Genomic DNA, 16,687 nt, shown 5'->3' with positions numbered 1-16,687 from the left:
GGCACTACCGTCCGTAAAGTCCAGCATGCAGACGCCTCCGGTGGTCAGCCGGACGCAGGCGTTCCAGCAAAGGAGTTGCAGTGCCCATTTCGGGGATCGATCTGTCCACCATTGATCACACAGTCCGGCCTCAGGACGACCTTTACCAACATGTCAACGGCGCCTGGTTGAAAGCCACCGAAATTCCGGACGACCGGCCCCTGGAGGGAACCTTCACCGCTCTTCGCGACGGGTCCGAAATCGCTGTCCGGGACATCATCGAGGAGGCGGCGGCCAAGGGCGCGGACGCCAGCGGGATCGAACGGAAGATCGGCGGCCTCTACAACAGCTTCATGGACGAAGCGACGGTGGAAGGCAAGGGCATGGAGCCGATCCGCGGGCGGCTCGGCGACGTGTTCGCCACGGGCTCGGTAGCTGACCTCATCGCACTGGCGGGCCGGTTGTTCCGTGCGGACGTGGGCGGGCTTTTCTACATCTACCCGGCCCCCGATGCGGGGAACCCTGACCGGGTCCTGTTGTACACCGGGCAGGGTGGCCTGGGCCTTCCCGACGAGTCGTACTACCGGGAAGAGAAGTTCGCACCCATCGTGGCGGCCTACACCGCGCACGTGCAGAAAATGTTTGAACTGGCCGGGGTGGCCGATCCCCATGGTGCGGCCGGGCGGGTTGTCGAACTGGAGACGAAGCTCGCGTCCCACCACTGGGACAATGTCACCCTCCGGGATCCGCAAAAGACCTACAACCTGAAGACGGCGGAGGAAGCCAATGCGCTGTTCCCCCTCCTGGCCACGTGGTTCGACGCCGCGGGAATCGACGCAGACAAGCGTACGGAAATCGTGGTGAGCACCCCTGACTTCTTCACCGGTGCCGCCGGCCTCCTGGACGAAGTTCCGGTGGCAACGTGGCAGGAGTGGCTGGCCATGCGCGTCATCAGCGCCGCTGCACCTTATCTGTCGGCAGCCTTTGTGGACGCCAATTTCGCGTTTTACGGCACCACGATCAGCGGCACGCCCCGCAACAAGGACCGGTGGAAGCGCGGCGTTGGCGTCGTCGAAGCCGCCCTTGGTGAAGCTGTGGGCCAGATCTACGTGGCCCGCCATTTCCCCGAATCGCACAAGGCACGGATGCAGACCCTGGTGGCCAACCTTATCGAGGCCTACCGCCGCAGCATTAATGACGTTGCATGGATGGGCGGGGACACCAAGGCCGAGGCCCTCCGGAAGCTGGAGGCCTTCCGGGCCAAGATCGGCTACCCGGACGAGTGGATTGACTACTCAGCCGTGGAGATCGACCCCGAGGACCTCCTGGGGAACGTCGAACGCGCTCACAATGCCGACGTCGACAGGCACCTGGATGAGGTGGGCAAGCCGGTGGACCGGAACAAGTGGCTGATGACGCCGCAGACGGTTAACGCCTACTACCACCCGATGATGAACGAAATCGTGTTCCCGGCAGCGATCCTGCAGCCGCCCTTCTTCACCGCCGACGCGGACGACGCCGTGAACTACGGCGGCATTGGCGCCGTCATCGGCCACGAGATCGGGCATGGCTTTGATGACCAGGGCTCACAGTTCGACGGCGGCGGAGCGCTCCGCAACTGGTGGACGGACCAGGACCGCCAGGCTTTTGAGGCGCTGACGGCGCGGCTTGTTGCCCAGTTCGATGCGCTCTCCCCCGCTGCAGCGCCCGGACACCACGTCAACGGACGCCTGACATTGGGCGAAAATATTGGTGACCTGGCAGGCCTGACCATCGCCTACAAGGCCTACCAGATCAGCCTGGACGGGAAGGAACCGGAGGTCCTGGACGGGCTGACCGGTGAACAGCGCTTCTTCGCTTCCTGGGCAGCAGGCTGGCGCCAGGTCATCCGGCAGGAGGAGGCCATCCGGCGCCTTGCCACCGATCCCCACTCCCCCAACGAGTTCCGGACCAACGCGATCGCCAGGAACCTGGACCCGTTCCACGAAGCGTTCGACGTCACCGAGGAGGACGGCATGTGGATGCCGCCCGCCGAGCGGGTCAGCATCTGGTAGCCGCATAACAGAAATGGGCCCCGCCGTTGCCGGCGGGGCCCATTTTGTTGCCTGCCGGAGGTACTGCTGCCTGCAGCTGTACCAAGGCATGGAACGTCGCTACCGGCGCACGATCAGTTCGGGATTCGCCTGCTGGCAGACCTTGTCCCCGGCGGTCTGGTTGACGATGTCCTGGGGCAATGCTGCGGCAGGACTGCCGGCCTCATAGGCGGTGCCGGTGGTGAAGTCGCTGCCGAGGTAAACCTGTACGCCGGTCACGCCGGGAGCCGGAATCATCAGGGTGGCAGGAATCCCCAGCATGGCAGCGACATCTGCTGCCACGTCATCGAAGCCGTTGCCGTAATACACTGCCGTCTTGGCCACGGGCTGGGCCAGGAACTGGCCTGTCTGGGCGAAGCCGCCCGACACCAATGCCTGGACGATTTCCTGGGCACGGCCGGCGACGCCGCTTCCGTTGGCGACGGTTACGGGCTGGATGGCCTTGTTGTAGGGCGGCACCGGCGGGGCTGTCTCAGTAGGGGCCGCGGACGGGGTTGCCGATTCAGTGGGTGACGGCGTGGTGGGCGCGGTGGGGTCGGTGAGGTCCACGTTCTTCCGCATTGCCGAGAAGAGCTGTGCGCCCGCTGGTTCGGCGATGACCAGCCGGTTGGGATCGATGGGTGCCGGCGTGGTGGGCACCGCGACAAACGCGACCTTGCCGATGTCGATGTTCTTGAGCCGGTTGCCGATCGTCAGCAGGGTGGGGACAGAGGCAAGGCCGTCATCCACTGTCAGGTTCTGGGTTACGACGTCCGCGATCTTCAGCATCTTCGCGGGATCGGACAGGGTTCCATCGTCCTTGATCTTGCGGGTCAGCGCCGAGAGGAAGCCCTGTTGCGCCTTGATGCGGCCAAGGTCGCCGCCGTCGGCAAAGGCGTGGCGGGTGCGGAGGAAGGCAAGCGCCATCTCGCCCTGCACGGTCGAGGTTCCGGCCGGCAGCCGCAGCCGGGAATCAGGATCGTAGACGGCGTCGCTGATGCAGACTTCCACACCACCCACGGCGTTGGAAAGTTCCTTCACGGCGTTGAAGTCGGCCATCATGAAGTGGTCCACCTGCATGCCGGTGAGCTTGTTGACGGTATCCACGGCGCAGCCGATGCCGGCCTCGCTCATGGCCTCATTGATCATGACGCCGGTGCGGGCAGGATAGTCCTTGCCGGTCTTCTTGTCCTTGCAGTCAGGAATGTCCACCAGCAGGTCGCGCGGAAAGCTGATGACGTTGACGCGCTTGTTGTCCTCGGAGATGTCCATCAGCATCATCACGTCCGACTTGCCATAGCCCGTGGAATCGTCGGCTGTGCCATATTGCGAGTTTTTTCCGTCGCGGGTGTCCGAGCCGAGGATCAGGATCTGCAGCCGGCCCGTGGCATCGTTCCCGGGGGATTCGGTGCTTTCGCCGCCGGCATTCAGCGGCGCCTTGGAGATGTTGTTCTGCAGCCGGAGGAACCAAAAACCGGCAAAGGCGATCCCGGCCACGAGGACCAGCGCCATGACACCCGTGACGGCTTTGAGCCAGATGGGCATCCCGCGCAGCGTACCGAGGTGCCGGGCGGCACCTACGGCGCCGCCGTTCGCGTGGCGGGATACCGGTCCCGGTCCGGCTGACAGGTCAGCCCCGTTGTCGCGTTTGTCGCGGCCTCGACCCACGTCGTGAACCTTCCTCTAAATACAGAATCCGGTCCATTTTAGTGGTCCAGCCTGAAAAACTTGCCTGCCGCACTCCTGCGAACGTTCTATTCGTGGATCAGAAACCCAGCTTGACCAGCTGTTTCGGGTCGCGCTGCCAGTCCTTGGCCACCTTGACGTGGAGGTCCAGGTAGATGCGCGTGCCCAGGAGGGCTTCGATGCCTTTGCGGGCGTTGGTCCCGACTTCACGCAACCGGCTGCCGCCCTTGCCGATGATGATGGCCTTCTGGGACGGCCGCTCGACATAGAGGTTGACGCGCACATCAAGCAGGGGGCTGTCGTCAGGCCGGTCCTCCCGGGGAACGATTTCCTCCACCACCACGGCCAGGGAATGGGGAAGCTCGTCCCGGACACCCTCAAGGGCAGCCTCGCGGATCAGTTCCGCCACCATGACTGCCTCGGGCTCATCCGTCAGTTCGCCGTCCGGGTACAACGGGGGCGACGGCGGCATGTGGCTGATCAGCACGTCGGCGACTGTTTCCACCTGGAAGCCGTCAGTGGCGGATACCGGAACGATGTCCTTCCAGCCGTCCTCCCCCATTACTTCGCGGCCCAGGGCCGCCACCGCAAGGAGCTGTTCGGTGAGCGCCTGCTTGTCCACGAGGTCAGTTTTGGTGACGATGGCGATCACCGGTTTGCGGCCGACGGCGGCAAGCTGGGCGGCGATGAACCTGTCGCCGGGGCCGATTTTCTCGTTGGCCGGCAGGCAGAATCCGATGGCGTCCACCTCGGCGAGGGTATCCGCGACGAGGTCGTTCAGGCGCTTGCCGAGCAGGGTGCGGGGACGGTGCAGGCCCGGAGTATCCACCAGGATCAGCTGGGCGTCCTCGCGGTGCACGATGCCCCGGATGGTGTGCCGCGTGGTCTGCGGTTTGGCGGACGTGATGGCCACCTTCTTGCCCACCAGCGCGTTGGTCAGGGTGGACTTGCCCGCATTGGGCCTGCCGACGAGCACCGAAAATCCGGCGCGGAATCCGCCGAAGTCGTCCGTGGCCGCAGCCTTATTTTTCTTGCTCACGTGGAACTCCCTGCTGGGTTGCTTCGGCCTCTTCCAGGAGGCCTTCAAGGTCAGTCTCTACTCTTGGTACCGGCGCCGCAATGATGTGGCTGACCCGGTTCCGCCGGCCTTCAAGCCGGTCCGCACGCAGCGATACGCCCTGCACTTCCACGCTGCTGCCCACGATCGGGACGCGGCCAAGTGCCTTGGCGAGGAGGCCGCCCACGGTGTCCACCTCGTCGTCGTCGATTTCCAGGTCGAAGAGCTCGCCGAGATCGTCGATGCCCATCCGGGCACTGACCCGGTAGGAACCGTCCCCCAGCGCGACGGCTTCCGCGCTCTCGGTGTCATATTCGTCGACGATCTCGCCGACGATCTCCTCGATCAGGTCCTCGAGGGTTACCAGTCCGGCGGTGCCGCCGTATTCGTCGATCACGATCGCAACGTGCGTGGACTCCTTCTGCAGTTCACGCAGGAGGTCGCTCACAGGCTTGGACTCCGGCACGTAGCGCACCTCGCGGGCCAGCGACTCGACCAGCGGCGGCTCCTGGTCCGCACGGAGCTGGTGGATCACTGCAGCAACGTCCTTGAGGTACACGATGCCAAGGATGTGGTCAGTGTTCTCGTTGATGACCGGGATCCGCGAGTATCCGGACCGCAGGAACAGGGACATCGCCTGGTGCAGGCTGGACCCGGCGTCAATGCTGACGATGTCCGTCCTGGGAACCATGACGGCGCGCACCAGGGTGTCGCCGAAGTCGAAGACCGACTGGATCATCTCCGCTTCGGTGTCCTCGATCATGTCGGACTCGCTGGCACGGTCCACCAGTTCCCGGAACTCCTGTTCGCTGAAGAACGCATCGTCGCCGCCCGGCGCCCCGGGGGCCGCCGAACTTCCCAACGCCACCAGCCAGCCGGGAATCGGTCCCAGCACGCTGGTGAGGAACCGGACCATCGGGGCAGTGAAGCGGACAACGGCAGTGGAGTGCAGCCTGCCCAGCTGGCGGGGCGAAACGCCCACGATCACGAACCCAAGAAGGGCCATGATGCCGGTGGCCACCAGGCCGGCAAGCCACACGTTGTCCAGCAGGCTGGAGATCAGGACGGCGACGGCCACCGCGGAGGCCATCTCGAACCACACCCGCCAGAAGCGCAGCGCCCGGGTGTGGGCCACGGGCTCGGCAAGGATGCGCCGCATGGCGGTGCCGCGGCTCCTGTGCAGAGCATCTTCGGCGTCGTGCCGGGGAAGGAAACTGAAGGCGGCCTCGGCCGCTGTCAGCAGGGCCGCGACGGCAAGGAAAACCAATGCCACCGCGACCAGGAGCAGTTGCGTCACTGGGTCGTCTCTGCAGGTGCTTCTTTGCCCGTGAAGCCGGACAGGAGTTCCCGCTGGAGCCCGAACATCTCTGCCTTCTCCTCCGGTTCGGCATGGTCATAGCCCAGCAGGTGAAGGATGCCGTGTGTGGCCAGCAGCAGCATCTCGTCCTGCAGCGAGTGGCCGGCGTTCCGGGCCTGCACCTTTGCAACCTGCGGGCAGATGGCAATGTCACCCAGCATGCCCTGCGGGGTGGGCCGGTCGGGCGTCCCCGGGGTCAATTCGTCCATGGGAACCGAGAGCACGTCGGTGGCACCCGGTTCGTCCATCAGTTCAATGTGCAGCTTCTCCATGGCCGGCTCATCCACGAGGAGGATGGAAAGTTCGGCCTGCGGATGAATGTAGAGCTGCTCAAAAATGTACCGCGCCAGTGCCACGAGCTCCGACTCCTCCACCTGGACGCCGGACTCGTTGTTCACCTCGATGCTCACGCGTGTTCCCCCCGTTTTTCCCGGCCGGCTGAATGCTTGAGCCGGCTCCGCTGGGCTTCATCCCAGATGCTGTACGCGTTGACGATGTCCCCGACCAGCCGGTGCCGCACCACGTCGGCGGCATCCAGGACCGAGAAGCTCACGCCGTCGATTCCCTGCAGGATTTCCTCAACGATCCGCAGCCCGGAACGCGTCCCAAACGGCAGGTCCACCTGGGTGACGTCTCCGGTGACCACCATCTTGGATCCGAAACCGAGCCGGGTGAGGAACATCTTCATCTGTTCCGGCGTGGTGTTCTGCGCCTCGTCAAGGATGATGAAGGCGTCGTTAAGCGTCCGGCCGCGCATGTAGGCCAGGGGTGCCACTTCAATGGTGCCGGCCGCCATCAGGCGCGGAATGGATTCGGGGTCCATCATGTCGTGCAGGGCGTCGTAGAGCGGCCGGAGGTAGGGGTCGATCTTGTCGCTGAGCGTGCCGGGGAGGAAACCAAGCCGCTCCCCCGCTTCCACCGCGGGGCGGGTCAGGATGATCCGGCTGACCTCTTTTTGCTGCAGCGCCTGGACGGCTTTTGCCATGGCCAGGTACGTCTTGCCGGTGCCGGCCGGACCAATGCCGAAGATCACGGTGTTGGCGTCGATGGCGTCAACATAGTTCTTCTGGTTCAGCGTCTTGGGCCGGATGGTCCTGCCGCGGCTGGAGAGGATGTCGTGGGTGAGCACATCCACGGGATTCTGCAGTGACTGCGTGCGCAGGAGGGACACCAGCTGCTGCAGCACAGCAGGAGTGATGACCGTGCCGCGGGCCACCAGGCCACGGACTTCCTGCAGGAGCCGCATGATCCGGGGAACATCACCGGCGGGTCCGTTGATGGACAGTTCATTACCCCGGGCATGGAAGTTGACGGCGGGGAACTGCTCTTCGATGAACCGCAACGCCTCGTCATGGCTGCCGAGTGATTGAACCATCTGGTCGGAGTTCTCAAAGAGGACTACTTCAGTCCGGGTGCCGGGCAGGGAGTGCGGGAATTCACCCGGACTGCCTTCGCCCGTATTGAGCCGGCGCTTACCATTTGCTGATTCAGTCATGGTGCTGGCCCGCAGGCCCGTGGTCCCCTCGAAGATCGACATCAATGTTTGCGTTCGCTGATGCCGGCGCCCGTTGGACGGTGCTCCTGGCCCCAGCGATCCCTTTATCTTACGCCAGCGCGGGGCCGGGCCGGATACCAGGCCGCCATGGAGCAGCGGCTGCAACCCGTCCGGAGGGGGCCGGGACGTCCTTAGGTATCAACTTCATATCGGCCTCATATCGTTCCCGTTGCAGTTGTGCCCGCGGAGGCAAAGAGCGGCTGGGCGGCCGCGCCGCTGTGCAATGCTGGAAATCCAGCATCTGCTGGAACACCAGGCCGCCAGGGGGATCGGCCCGCCACGCCAGGAAAGGACAAGGGCAGGACAGTGCCGGAAACCTCTGCGCCCGAAAGGGCAGGACGACCGATGGGCCGTCTGCGCCCCGCCGTCCTTGCAGGAATCCTGGTCCTGGTTCCGGTCCTTGCGGGCTGCACGGCCGAGGGCGGCCCCTCACCCACCGGCACCCTCGCCTCGGTGCCGGCAACGGGCGGCACCATGCCGGACACGCTGTCCACCAGCGCCCCGCTGGAAACCGCACAGTCCTCCAACAAGGCGCCGGTCTACTGGATCGGCCGCAGCGGCGGGAACATCTTTCTTTACCGGGAATTCCGCGACGTCCCTGAACAGGAGAACCCGGTCACCCGCGCCCTGCGGGCCATGATGTCCGAGAAGCCGCTGGACCCTGACTTCTTCACGCCCTGGCAGAACCCGGACAAACTTGCCACCTCAATCTCCGGCAAGGACGTCATCACCGTCGACGTCTCCTCGGACGCTTTCAACAGCAACCTCGATGCCGACATGGCTGCCCGGGCCATCCAGCAGCTGATCTACACGGCAACCGCTGCCGCCGCCAGTTCGGGCCTGATCGACACCGGCCAGCAGATCCGGGTCCGGATCCTCGTGGACGGCCACACGGACTACGTAGCCTTCGGCAAAGTGCAGCTCGGGGCCCTGATGACCCGCGCCGCGGGCCTGGTGGCGCCCGTCTGGATCATTGATCCCCAGGAGAACGCCGAAGTGCCCGGCGGGAGCGTGAAGATCACCGGCCGCAGCACATCTCCCGGGGCGAAGCTCCGCTGGCAGATCCTGCAGTCTACGGACGGCGGCAGCAAAGCACCGTTCCTGGCGGGTGAAACCACGGCTGCGTCCGAACAGGGGCAGGCCGGCGTCTTCACCCTGGCCCTGAACCTTCCGCCGGGCGATTACATGCTGCGGGTGGCCCAGGCCGGCTCCGGCGGGGAACCGGACCGGAACGAGGACACGAGGTCCTTTAAGGTCCGGTAGCCGTCCACCGGCCGAGGACGTCGCTGGCAAGCACGACGGCGGCCGGGCCGGCCGTGGAGGACCGCAGGACATGGTGCCCCAGGAGGGCGGTCACGGCGCCCTTATCGCAGAGTTTGGTTACCTCCCGCTGGCTGATGCCGCCCTCCGGACCGACGATGAGCAGGATTTCCCGGGGTCCGGAGCCTGCTTTCCCTTGCCATGTTTCAAGGACGGTGCGCAGCGGCCGAACGGCGTCCTCATGCAGGATGACAGCGAGGTCGGCAGCTTCCACGGCAGCGGAAAGCCCGGCAGTGTCGACGGCGGACCGCACTTCGGGGATCCAGGCGCGCCGTGCCTGCTTGGCGGCCGCGGCCACTGAGGATTCCCATTTGGCATGGGCCCGGGCTGCGCGGTCGCCCTTCCAGCGGACGATTGACCGTTCGGACTGCCAGGGTATGACGGCGTCGATGCCCAGTTCCGTGGCCGTCTCGATGGCCAGCTCGTCGCGGTCCCCCTTGGCGAGGGCCTGGACCAGCACCAGCCGGACGTCCGGCCTGTCTTCGACGGTCAGCGTCCCGCATTCCACCTCGAGTGCGGAGGGAGCGGCGGACACCACCTTCCCGGTCATCCGGGTGCCGGCGCCGTCGACGATGTCCACCGCTTCGCCGGGAGACAGCCGTTTGACGGTGACGGCATGCCGCGCCTCCGCCCCGTCGAGGACAAAGAGTTGGCCGGCCGCCATCCCGGCCAGCGAACCGGGGGGCGTGAAGAAGACGGGGTTACTCACCGCTACAGGTTACCGAGCCGGTCCCGGAGCTTGGCGAACATGCCGCCGCTGGCAGCGAGCTTGCCCTCGGTGATCTGTTCACCACGGAGCTTGGCCAGTTGGCGCAGGAGGTCCTCCTGCGCGGGGTCGAGCTTGGCCGGGGTGTCCACCTGGAGGTGGACCTTCAGGTCGCCGCGGCCGTAGCCCCTCAGGTGGGTGACGCCGAGGCCGCGCAGGGTGATGATCTCCCCCGACTGGGTACCGGGCTTGACGTCGATCTCCTGCGTGCCGTCGAAGGTTTCCAGGCTGACATCCGTGCCCAGGGCGGCTGCCGTCATGGGGATGTGCAGGGTGGCGTGCAGGTCGTCGCCCTCCCGCACGTAGGTGGCGTCATTGTTGACGCGGATCTCCACGTACAGGTCGCCGGCCGGACCGCCCGCGGGGCCGGCCTCGCCCTGGCCGGAGAGCTGGATCCGGGTTCCGGTGGCCACACCGGCAGGGACCTTGATGGTCAGCGACCGGCGGCTGCGGATACGGCCCTGGCCGCTGCACTCGTTGCAGGGATCCTTGATGACGGTGCCGAAACCTTCGCAGGTGCCGCAGGGGGCGGCCGTCATGACCTGGCCGAGGATGGAGCGGACGGCCCGCTGGACCTGTCCGCTGCCGCCGCAGATGTCGCAGCGTTCCGGATGGGTGCCGGGGCGGCAACAGGATCCGTCACAGGTGGGGCAGACCACGGCGGTGTCCACTTCGAGTTTCTTGTTCACGCCGAATACGGCGTCGCGGAGGTCGATCCGTACGCTGATCAGGGCATCCTGGCCGCGGCGGACACGGGAAGCGGGACCGGACGTGCCGCCGGCGCCGAAGAAGGTGTCGAAAATGTCCTGGAACGCGAAGCCCTGGCCCGCGTAGCCTGCGCCGCCGAAACCGTTGTCGGTGCCGTTCTCATTGCCGGTGGTGTCGTAGATCCGGCGCTTCTGGGGGTCCGAAAGCACCTCGTAGGCGTGAGTTACTGCCTTGAACCGTTCCGATGCGTCCGCACCGGGGTTTACGTCCGGGTGTAGGGTGCGGGCCAGCTTGCGGTAGGCCTTTTTGATTTCTTCACCCGTCGCTTCGGGTGAGACTCCAAGGACGTCATAGTGGCTGCTCAAAGTTCGTATCTCTTCCTTGTTGTACTGCGTTCAGTTGGGCGGCCCAGCTCTTGCTTTCCGGCCGAAGCGCGCTCCGGCGGCCAAGAGTCAGGGCCCCAAAATCCTGGAAAGGTAGCGCGCCACTGCCCTGACGGCGGCCATGGTGGTGGGGTAATCCATCCGGGTGGGCCCGAGGATGCCTACTTTCGCCGAGCTGTCCGGACCGTAGGCAGTGGCCACCACGGAGGCCTCGGCAAGGCCGTCGTACGGGTTCTCCCGTCCGATGCTGACAGCGACGCCGCGGTGGTCCTGGGCCATTTCGCTCAACAGCCGCAGCATCACCACCTGTTCCTCCAGCGCCTCGAGCACCGGGCCGATGCTGAGGGGGAAGTCGACGTTGGACCTGGCCAGGTTGGCGGTGCCGGCCATGACCATCCGGTCCTCCCGACTGTTTTGCGCCAGGCCCTCCAGCCCGAGCGCCAATGCGTGTGCCGCCTGCCGCTGCGGGTGCGGGGTGGCGGCGACGACGGCGGGCAGCGCCTGGGCCAGTTGGCGCAGCGGTGTTCCGCCCAGTGCACCGAGGAACCGGGTGCGCAGTTCAGCCAGTGCGTCGTCGCCAAGGTCCTGCCCGACGTCGATCACCCGCTGCTCCACCTTGCCGCTGTTGGCGATCAGGACGACGAGGACCTTGCGCGGGGCGAGCAGGACGAATTCGATGTGCCGGACCAGTGCCCTGCTCAGGTGCGGATACTGCACCACGGCAACCTGGTTGGTCAGCTGCGACAGCAGCCGGACGGTCCTCTCCAGCACGTCGTCGAGGTCGTCCGCGCCTTCGAGCAGGGACTGGATGGCGCGGCGTTCGGCGGCCGAGAGCGGCTTGACAGCCGAGATTTGGTCCACAAAGAGCCGGTAGCCCTTGTCCGTGGGAATCCGGCCGGCACTGGTGTGCGGGGCGGTGATCAGCCCCTCGTCCTCCAGTGCGGCCATGTCATTGCGGATGGTGGCGCTGGAAACACCAAGATGATGCCGCTCCACCAGGGCCTTGGACCCAACCGGCTCGCGGGAGTGGACGTAGTCCTCCACGATGGCCCGCAGTACTTCCAGCTTGCGTGGCTCGCTCACTCTCCACCTCCATCCATGGTTCGGGGCGCATGCCCCTCCCGATGCAACCCAGGGTTAGCACTCGACATGCCTAAGTGCTAACAGTCTATTATGCCTCGGCCCGTTGTTAGCATTGGTACCGCTCCGGGCGAAATTGCGGAGTTGAACACTAGCGCTAGGCGGATTAAATCCATGGATTACCGGAATTGGGGCCCACGCGGCATATCCGCTCCCGCACGGACGGAACTGCCTGAGGTCCCCGTGGAGCGCGGCATGGTGCTCGAGGAAGTGCAGTCAGGCTGGGTGGGTGCCGTGACCCGGGTGGAGAAATCCGGCGGCATGCATGTGGTGGCGCTGGAGGACCGCAGGGGAAAATCGCGTTCCTTCCGCCTTGGGTTCGGCTTCCTCCTGGAGGGCCGGCCGATCCGGCTGATGCCACCCGCCCCCCGGCCGGCCGCTGCCGGTCCCGCGGCGGGCAGGACGGCCTCGGGGTCCGTTCGGGTCGCCGGACAACGCGCCCAGGTGGCCAAGGCCAGCCGGATCTGGGTGGAAGGCAAGCACGACGCCGAACTGGTGGAAAAGGTCTGGGGAGACGACCTCCGGGTGGAGGGCATCGTCGTCGAGCCCCTGCACGGCATTGACGACCTTGCCGCAGCCGTCGCGGACTTCAGGCCGGGGCCCGGCCGCCGTCTTGGCGTCCTGGTGGACCACCTGGTTCCTGACTCCAAGGAGTCCCGCATCGCGGATGCCGTCATGGCCTCCCCGGGCGCCGCCGGCAACGTCCTGATCGTCGGTCACCCCTACGTGGACGTCTGGCAGGCGATCCGGCCCGCTGTCCTTGGCATCGACAAATGGCCGGCCGTGCCCCGCGGGCAGGACTGGAAGACGGGGATCCTGAAAGCCTTCGGCTGGCCCCACGCCACCAAGGAAGATGTCGGCCTGGGATGGCAGAAGCTGCTGGGCGCCGTGCGCACGTACGCGGACCTCGAAGCGTCGCTGCTGGGCAGGGTCGAGGAAGTCATCGATTTCCTGACCGTGCCGTGAAGGGCGGACGGCGTCCCGGGAACCAGTATTCTTGGTAGTGCGGTTCCTTGTTTCCTGAGGCACTGCGCACCGCGCCGGAATTGTAGTCAGCACCACTTGCACCTTCGAAGGAACAGACTGTGGCAGAAAACGCACGTGATCACAGGGACGGCCAGGGCCGTTCCGAGTACCATGGCGTCCCCGCCAACGCCCTGCCGCTTACGGCCAGCGAAGACCGCCAGTGGGCGACGCTGGCGCACTTCGGCGGGATCCTGGGGTGCGTCCCCTCGCTGCTGATCTACTTGATCTTCCGTGACCGCGGGCCATTTACCGCCCAGGAATCCAAGGAAGCGCTGAACTTCAGCCTGCCGCCCACCATCGCCGCGGTGCTGGCCAACATCCTGGTGTTCGTCCCCTACGTCGGGAACATCTTCGCGGTCATTGCCACGCTGATCTGGGTGGCGCTCACGTGCTTCTCCGTCGCGGCAGGGATCCACGTCAACCGGGGCCAGCCGCACCGCTACCAGTACAACCTGCGCTGGATCAAGTAAGGGCAACTGCCCGCGGGCCGGCTCTAGTCCGGCAGGATGCGGCGGACCACTGCGTCTGCCAGGAGCCTGCCCTTGAGGGTCAGGACCAGGCGTCCGCGGAATGCGGCAGCAGGATCAACCAGGCCGGCTGCGATCAGTCCGGCCACCTCGTGGCGTCCCCCGGCACTCAGCGTTGAGACATCCAGTCCCGACTGGAGGCGGGCCTCCAGCATCACCCGCTCCAGGTTCCTTGTTTCCGCGTCCAGGGTTTCCCTGCCGGCGGCGGGCGAAAGCCCCTGCGACAGCCGGTTCGCGTAAGCGGACGGGTGCTTGACGTTCCACCAGCGGACCCCGCCCATGTGTGAGTGCGCGCCCGGGCCGATGCCCCACCAGTCGTCACCCCGCCAGTAGGCGAGGTTGTGGCGGCAGGCCTGCTCCGGAGTCCGCGCCCAGTTGCTGACCTCGTACCAGCCAAGTCCGGCTTGGGTGATCAGCTGGTCGGCGAGCTCGTACTTGTCGGCGTGGTCGTCGTCGTCGATTCCCGGGACTTCGCCGCGGCGCATCTGCGCGGCCAGCTTGGTGCCCTCCTCAACGATCAGCGCGTAGGCGCTGATGTGGTCCGGCCCGTAGGAAAGCGCCGTTTCGAGGGACTGCCGCCAGTCGGCCAGCGACTCCCCCGGCGTCCCGTAAATAAGGTCCAGGCTGACAGCCAGTCCTGCCTCGCGCGCCCACTGCACCACCTGCGGCACCCGGCTGGGCGTATGGGTCCGGTCCAGCACCTTGAGCACGTGCGGAACCGCGGACTGCATCCCAAAGGACACCCTGGTGAACCCGGCGTCCTTGAGGACGGCAAGGGACTCCGGCGTGACGGAATCGGGGTTGGCTTCGGTGGTGACCTCGGCGCCGTCGTCAATGCCCCATTGGTCGATGGCGGCCCGGAGGATCAGGGCGAGGTCATCGGCCGGCAGCAGCGTGGGCGTGCCGCCGCCAAAGAAGACGGTGCTGAGCTTCCGGTCCGGCAGCCCTGAACGTGACAGCACAGCAGCCGCCAGCGACACCTCGGACACGGCGGTCTGGGCGTATGCGTCCTGGGACGCTCCGCCGCCAAGTTCCGTGGCGGTGTAGGTGTTGAAGTCGCAGTAGCCGCAGCGCACAGCGCAGAACGGGATGTGGACGTACAACCCGAAAGCCCGGGCCGCCGCACCGTCCGCTGCCTGGGCAGGCAGCAGACCGTCCGACGGCGCCGGGTCGCCGAGGGGAAGAACGCTGGGCATCAGCGGGTCCCCCGCTGTGCGGTGGTCACTTCTTCTTGGCCTTGTCCTTCGATTCGTCGGTGGTCAGGGCGGCGATGAACGCTTCCTGCGGCACCTCCACTGTGCCCACCATCTTCATGCGCTTCTTGCCTTCTTTTTGCTTCTCCAGCAGCTTGCGCTTCCGCGAGATGTCACCGCCGTAGCACTTGGCCAGCACGTCCTTGCGGATGGCGCGGATGCTTTCGCGGGCGATGATCCTGGAACCGATCGCGGCCTGGATGGGCACTTCGAACTGCTGGCGGGGAATCAGTTCGCGCAGCTTGCCGGTCATCATCACGCCGTAGGCGTACGCCTTGTCCCGGTGCGTGATGGCGCTGAACGCGTCCACCTGTTCGCCCTGGAGCATGATGTCCACCTTCACCAGGTCGGCGGCCTGCTCGCCGTCGGCCTTCCAGTCCAGCGAGCCGTAGCCCCGGGTCTTGGACTTCAGGATGTCGAAGAAGTCGAAGACGATTTCCGCCAACGGCAGGCGGTAGCGGATTTCCACCCGGTCCTCGGAAAGGTAGTCCATGCCGCCCATGACGCCGCGGCGGGACTGGCACAGTTCCATGATGGCGCCGACAAATTCGTTGGGGGCCAGGATGGTGGCGGAGACCATGGGCTCGCGTACCTCGGCGACCTTCCCGGTGGGGTACTCGCTGGGGTTGGTCACCCGGACCACCTTCTTGTCCTCCAGGGTCACCTCGTATTCCACGTTCGGTGCGGTGGAGATGAGGTCGAGGTTGTATTCGCGCTCCAGGCGTTCGCGGGTGATCTCGAGGTGCAGGAGACCCAGGAAGCCCACGCGGAACCCGAAGCCGAGGGCAGCCGAGGTTTCCGGTTCGTACACCAGCGCGGCGTCGTTGAGCATGAGCTTTTCGAGGGCGTCGCGGAGTACCGGATAGTCGGCGCCGTCCAGCGGATACAGGCCGGAGAACACCATGGGCTTGGCATCGGCGTAGCCGGGGAGGGACTCCGCCGCCGGCTTGGCCAGGTTGGTGACGGTATCGCCCACCTTCGACTGCCGGACGTCCTTCACGCCGGTGATCAGGTAGCCCACTTCACCGACGCCGAGCCCCTTGGACGGTGTGGGTTCCGGAGAGCTGACACCGATTTCCAGAAGCTCGTGCGAGGCCCTGGTGGACATCATCTGGATGCGCTCACGCGGATGGAGCATGCCATCCATCACACGCACGTAGGTGACCACGCCGCGGTAGGTGTCGTAGACCGAGTCGAAGATCATGGCACGGGCCGGGGCATCGGGGTTGCCCTTCGGCGCCGGCAGGTCGCGGACGATCTTGTCCAGGAGGGCCTCGACGCCGACGCCGGTCTTGCCGGATACGCGCAGGACGTCCTCGGGATCGCCGCCGATGAGGCTGGCCAGCTCGGCGGCGTACTTTTCAGGCTGCGCCGCCGGAAGGTCGATCTTGTTCAGCACCGGGATGATGGTGAGGTTGTTCTCCATGGCCAGGTACAGGTTGGCCAGCGTCTGGGCCTCAATGCCCTGCGCCGCGTCCACCAGCAGGATGGCGCCTTCGCAGGCCGCGAGTGACCGGGATACCTCGTAGGTGAAGTCCACGTGGCCGGGCGTGTCGATCATGTTCAGCGCGTAGCTGACGCCGTCCACCTCCCAGGGCATGCGGACGGCCTGGGACTTGATGGTGATGCCACGTTCCCGCTCGATGTCCATCCGGTCCAGGTACTGGGCCTTCATGTCACGCGCCTGGACCACACCGGTGGACTGCAGCATGCGGTCAGCCAGCGTGGACTTGCCGTGGTCGATATGCGCGATGATGCAAAAGTTCCGAATGATTGCCGGATCTGTCGCGGCGGGCACCGGTGCGGTGCGGGCCATGGGAGACACGCAGGGTCCTTACTGTTGGCTTTTCAGCAGCCA

14 protein-coding genes are annotated in these 16,687 nt (G+C 65.9%); 4 read left to right on the top strand and 10 right to left on the bottom strand.

Going from position 1 to position 16,687, the window contains the following annotated elements; translation table 11 throughout:
• Positions 1 to 80 precede the first annotated feature (80 nt).
• Positions 81 to 2,033 (top strand): M13 family metallopeptidase, encoded by a 1,953-nt coding sequence (locus tag AC3ANU_RS12100; RefSeq protein ID WP_488314599.1) that lies wholly within the window; start codon positions 81 to 83, stop codon positions 2,031 to 2,033.
• A gap of 99 nt (positions 2,034 to 2,132) precedes the next feature.
• Here the strand turns inward: AC3ANU_RS12100 and AC3ANU_RS12095 are convergent, their stop codons facing one another.
• From AC3ANU_RS12095 to AC3ANU_RS12075, 5 genes are all read right to left on the bottom strand, one after another.
• On the bottom strand, positions 2,133 to 3,719 hold the full coding sequence (locus tag AC3ANU_RS12095; RefSeq protein WP_018769268.1) for an LCP family protein: 1,587 nt from the start codon (positions 3,717 to 3,719) through the stop codon (positions 2,133 to 2,135).
• A 97-nt stretch (positions 3,720 to 3,816) separates the two neighbouring features.
• Positions 3,817 to 4,776 (bottom strand): GTPase Era, encoded by a 960-nt coding sequence (gene era, locus AC3ANU_RS12090; protein WP_018769269.1) that lies wholly within the window; start codon positions 4,774 to 4,776, stop codon positions 3,817 to 3,819.
• The gene (locus AC3ANU_RS12085) at positions 4,760 to 6,091 is read right to left on the bottom strand and encodes a hemolysin family protein (protein ID WP_018769270.1); all 1,332 of its coding nucleotides are present in this window, start codon (positions 6,089 to 6,091) and stop codon (positions 4,760 to 4,762) included. The genes era and AC3ANU_RS12085 overlap by 17 nt, the downstream gene beginning before the upstream one ends.
• Positions 6,088 to 6,561 carry an rRNA maturation RNase YbeY gene (gene ybeY / locus AC3ANU_RS12080; RefSeq protein WP_488314598.1) on the bottom strand — a complete coding sequence of 158 codons (474 nt, stop codon included), beginning with the start codon at positions 6,559 to 6,561 and terminating at the stop codon, positions 6,088 to 6,090. Before ybeY ends, AC3ANU_RS12085 begins: the two co-directional genes overlap by 4 nt.
• Entirely contained in the window at positions 6,558 to 7,646 is a 1,089-nt protein-coding gene (locus AC3ANU_RS12075; protein WP_144599755.1) for a PhoH family protein, read from the bottom strand. Before AC3ANU_RS12075 ends, ybeY begins: the two co-directional genes overlap by 4 nt.
• 405 nt (positions 7,647 to 8,051) lie before the next feature.
• Here AC3ANU_RS12075 and AC3ANU_RS12070 point away from each other — a divergent pair, with 405 nt between their 5' ends.
• Positions 8,052 to 8,969, top strand: a complete 918-nt coding sequence (locus AC3ANU_RS12070; RefSeq protein ID WP_488314597.1) for a GerMN domain-containing protein — start codon at positions 8,052 to 8,054, stop codon at positions 8,967 to 8,969.
• On the opposite strand, the gene AC3ANU_RS12065 is transcribed toward AC3ANU_RS12070, so the two are convergent.
• The 3 genes from AC3ANU_RS12065 to hrcA form a co-directional block, all read right to left on the bottom strand.
• Positions 8,956 to 9,735 (bottom strand): 16S rRNA (uracil(1498)-N(3))-methyltransferase, encoded by a 780-nt coding sequence (locus AC3ANU_RS12065; protein WP_488314596.1) that lies wholly within the window; start codon positions 9,733 to 9,735, stop codon positions 8,956 to 8,958. The genes AC3ANU_RS12070 and AC3ANU_RS12065 overlap by 14 nt on opposite strands.
• 2 nt (positions 9,736 to 9,737) lie before the next feature.
• Positions 9,738 to 10,865: a molecular chaperone DnaJ gene (dnaJ, locus tag AC3ANU_RS12060; protein WP_056390413.1), complete on the bottom strand. Its 1,128-nt coding sequence runs from the start codon at positions 10,863 to 10,865 to the stop codon at positions 9,738 to 9,740.
• 87 nt (positions 10,866 to 10,952) lie between these two features.
• A complete protein-coding gene (hrcA, locus tag AC3ANU_RS12055; protein WP_018769276.1) occupies positions 10,953 to 11,966 on the bottom strand; it encodes a heat-inducible transcriptional repressor HrcA in 1,014 nt (337 codons plus the stop codon).
• 171 nt (positions 11,967 to 12,137) lie between these two features.
• On the opposite strand from hrcA, the gene AC3ANU_RS12050 reads away from it, so the two are divergent.
• Both AC3ANU_RS12050 and AC3ANU_RS12045 read left to right on the top strand, forming a co-directional pair.
• Positions 12,138 to 12,989, top strand: a complete 852-nt coding sequence (locus AC3ANU_RS12050; protein WP_056390420.1) for a DUF3097 domain-containing protein — start codon at positions 12,138 to 12,140, stop codon at positions 12,987 to 12,989.
• Positions 12,990 to 13,108: 119 nt separating this feature from the next.
• Positions 13,109 to 13,519 carry a DUF4870 domain-containing protein gene (locus tag AC3ANU_RS12045; RefSeq protein WP_018769278.1) on the top strand — a complete coding sequence of 137 codons (411 nt, stop codon included), beginning with the start codon at positions 13,109 to 13,111 and terminating at the stop codon, positions 13,517 to 13,519.
• Between the two features lie 23 nt (positions 13,520 to 13,542).
• On the opposite strand, the gene hemW is transcribed toward AC3ANU_RS12045, so the two are convergent.
• Together hemW and lepA are read right to left on the bottom strand one after the other, a co-directional pair.
• Positions 13,543 to 14,772 (bottom strand): radical SAM family heme chaperone HemW, encoded by a 1,230-nt coding sequence (gene hemW, locus AC3ANU_RS12040; RefSeq protein ID WP_488314595.1) that lies wholly within the window; start codon positions 14,770 to 14,772, stop codon positions 13,543 to 13,545.
• A gap of 25 nt (positions 14,773 to 14,797) precedes the next feature.
• Positions 14,798 to 16,654 (bottom strand): translation elongation factor 4, encoded by a 1,857-nt coding sequence (lepA, locus tag AC3ANU_RS12035; RefSeq protein WP_488314594.1) that lies wholly within the window; start codon positions 16,652 to 16,654, stop codon positions 14,798 to 14,800.
• Positions 16,655 to 16,687: the final 33 nt, after the last annotated feature.

It is taken from the genome of Arthrobacter sp. SDR-2R (assembly GCF_057747955.1).
The sequence above is the reverse complement of the archived record's forward strand: the minus strand, read 5'-3'. Positions and strand labels throughout refer to the sequence as shown.

What these genes read in the sequence shown, in the direction of transcription:
- AC3ANU_RS12050 (WP_056390420.1), top strand. Translation starts at nt 12,138, where the DNA reads ATGGATTACCGGAATTGGGGCCCACGCGGCATATCCGCTCCCGCACGG.
- AC3ANU_RS12075 (WP_144599755.1), bottom strand. Translation starts at nt 7,646, where the DNA reads ATGACTGAATCAGCAAATGGTAAGCGCCGGCTCAATACGGGCGAAGGC.
- AC3ANU_RS12070 (WP_488314597.1), top strand. Translation starts at nt 8,052, where the DNA reads ATGGGCCGTCTGCGCCCCGCCGTCCTTGCAGGAATCCTGGTCCTGGTT.
- hemW (WP_488314595.1), bottom strand. Translation starts at nt 14,772, where the DNA reads ATGCCCAGCGTTCTTCCCCTCGGCGACCCGGCGCCGTCGGACGGTCTG.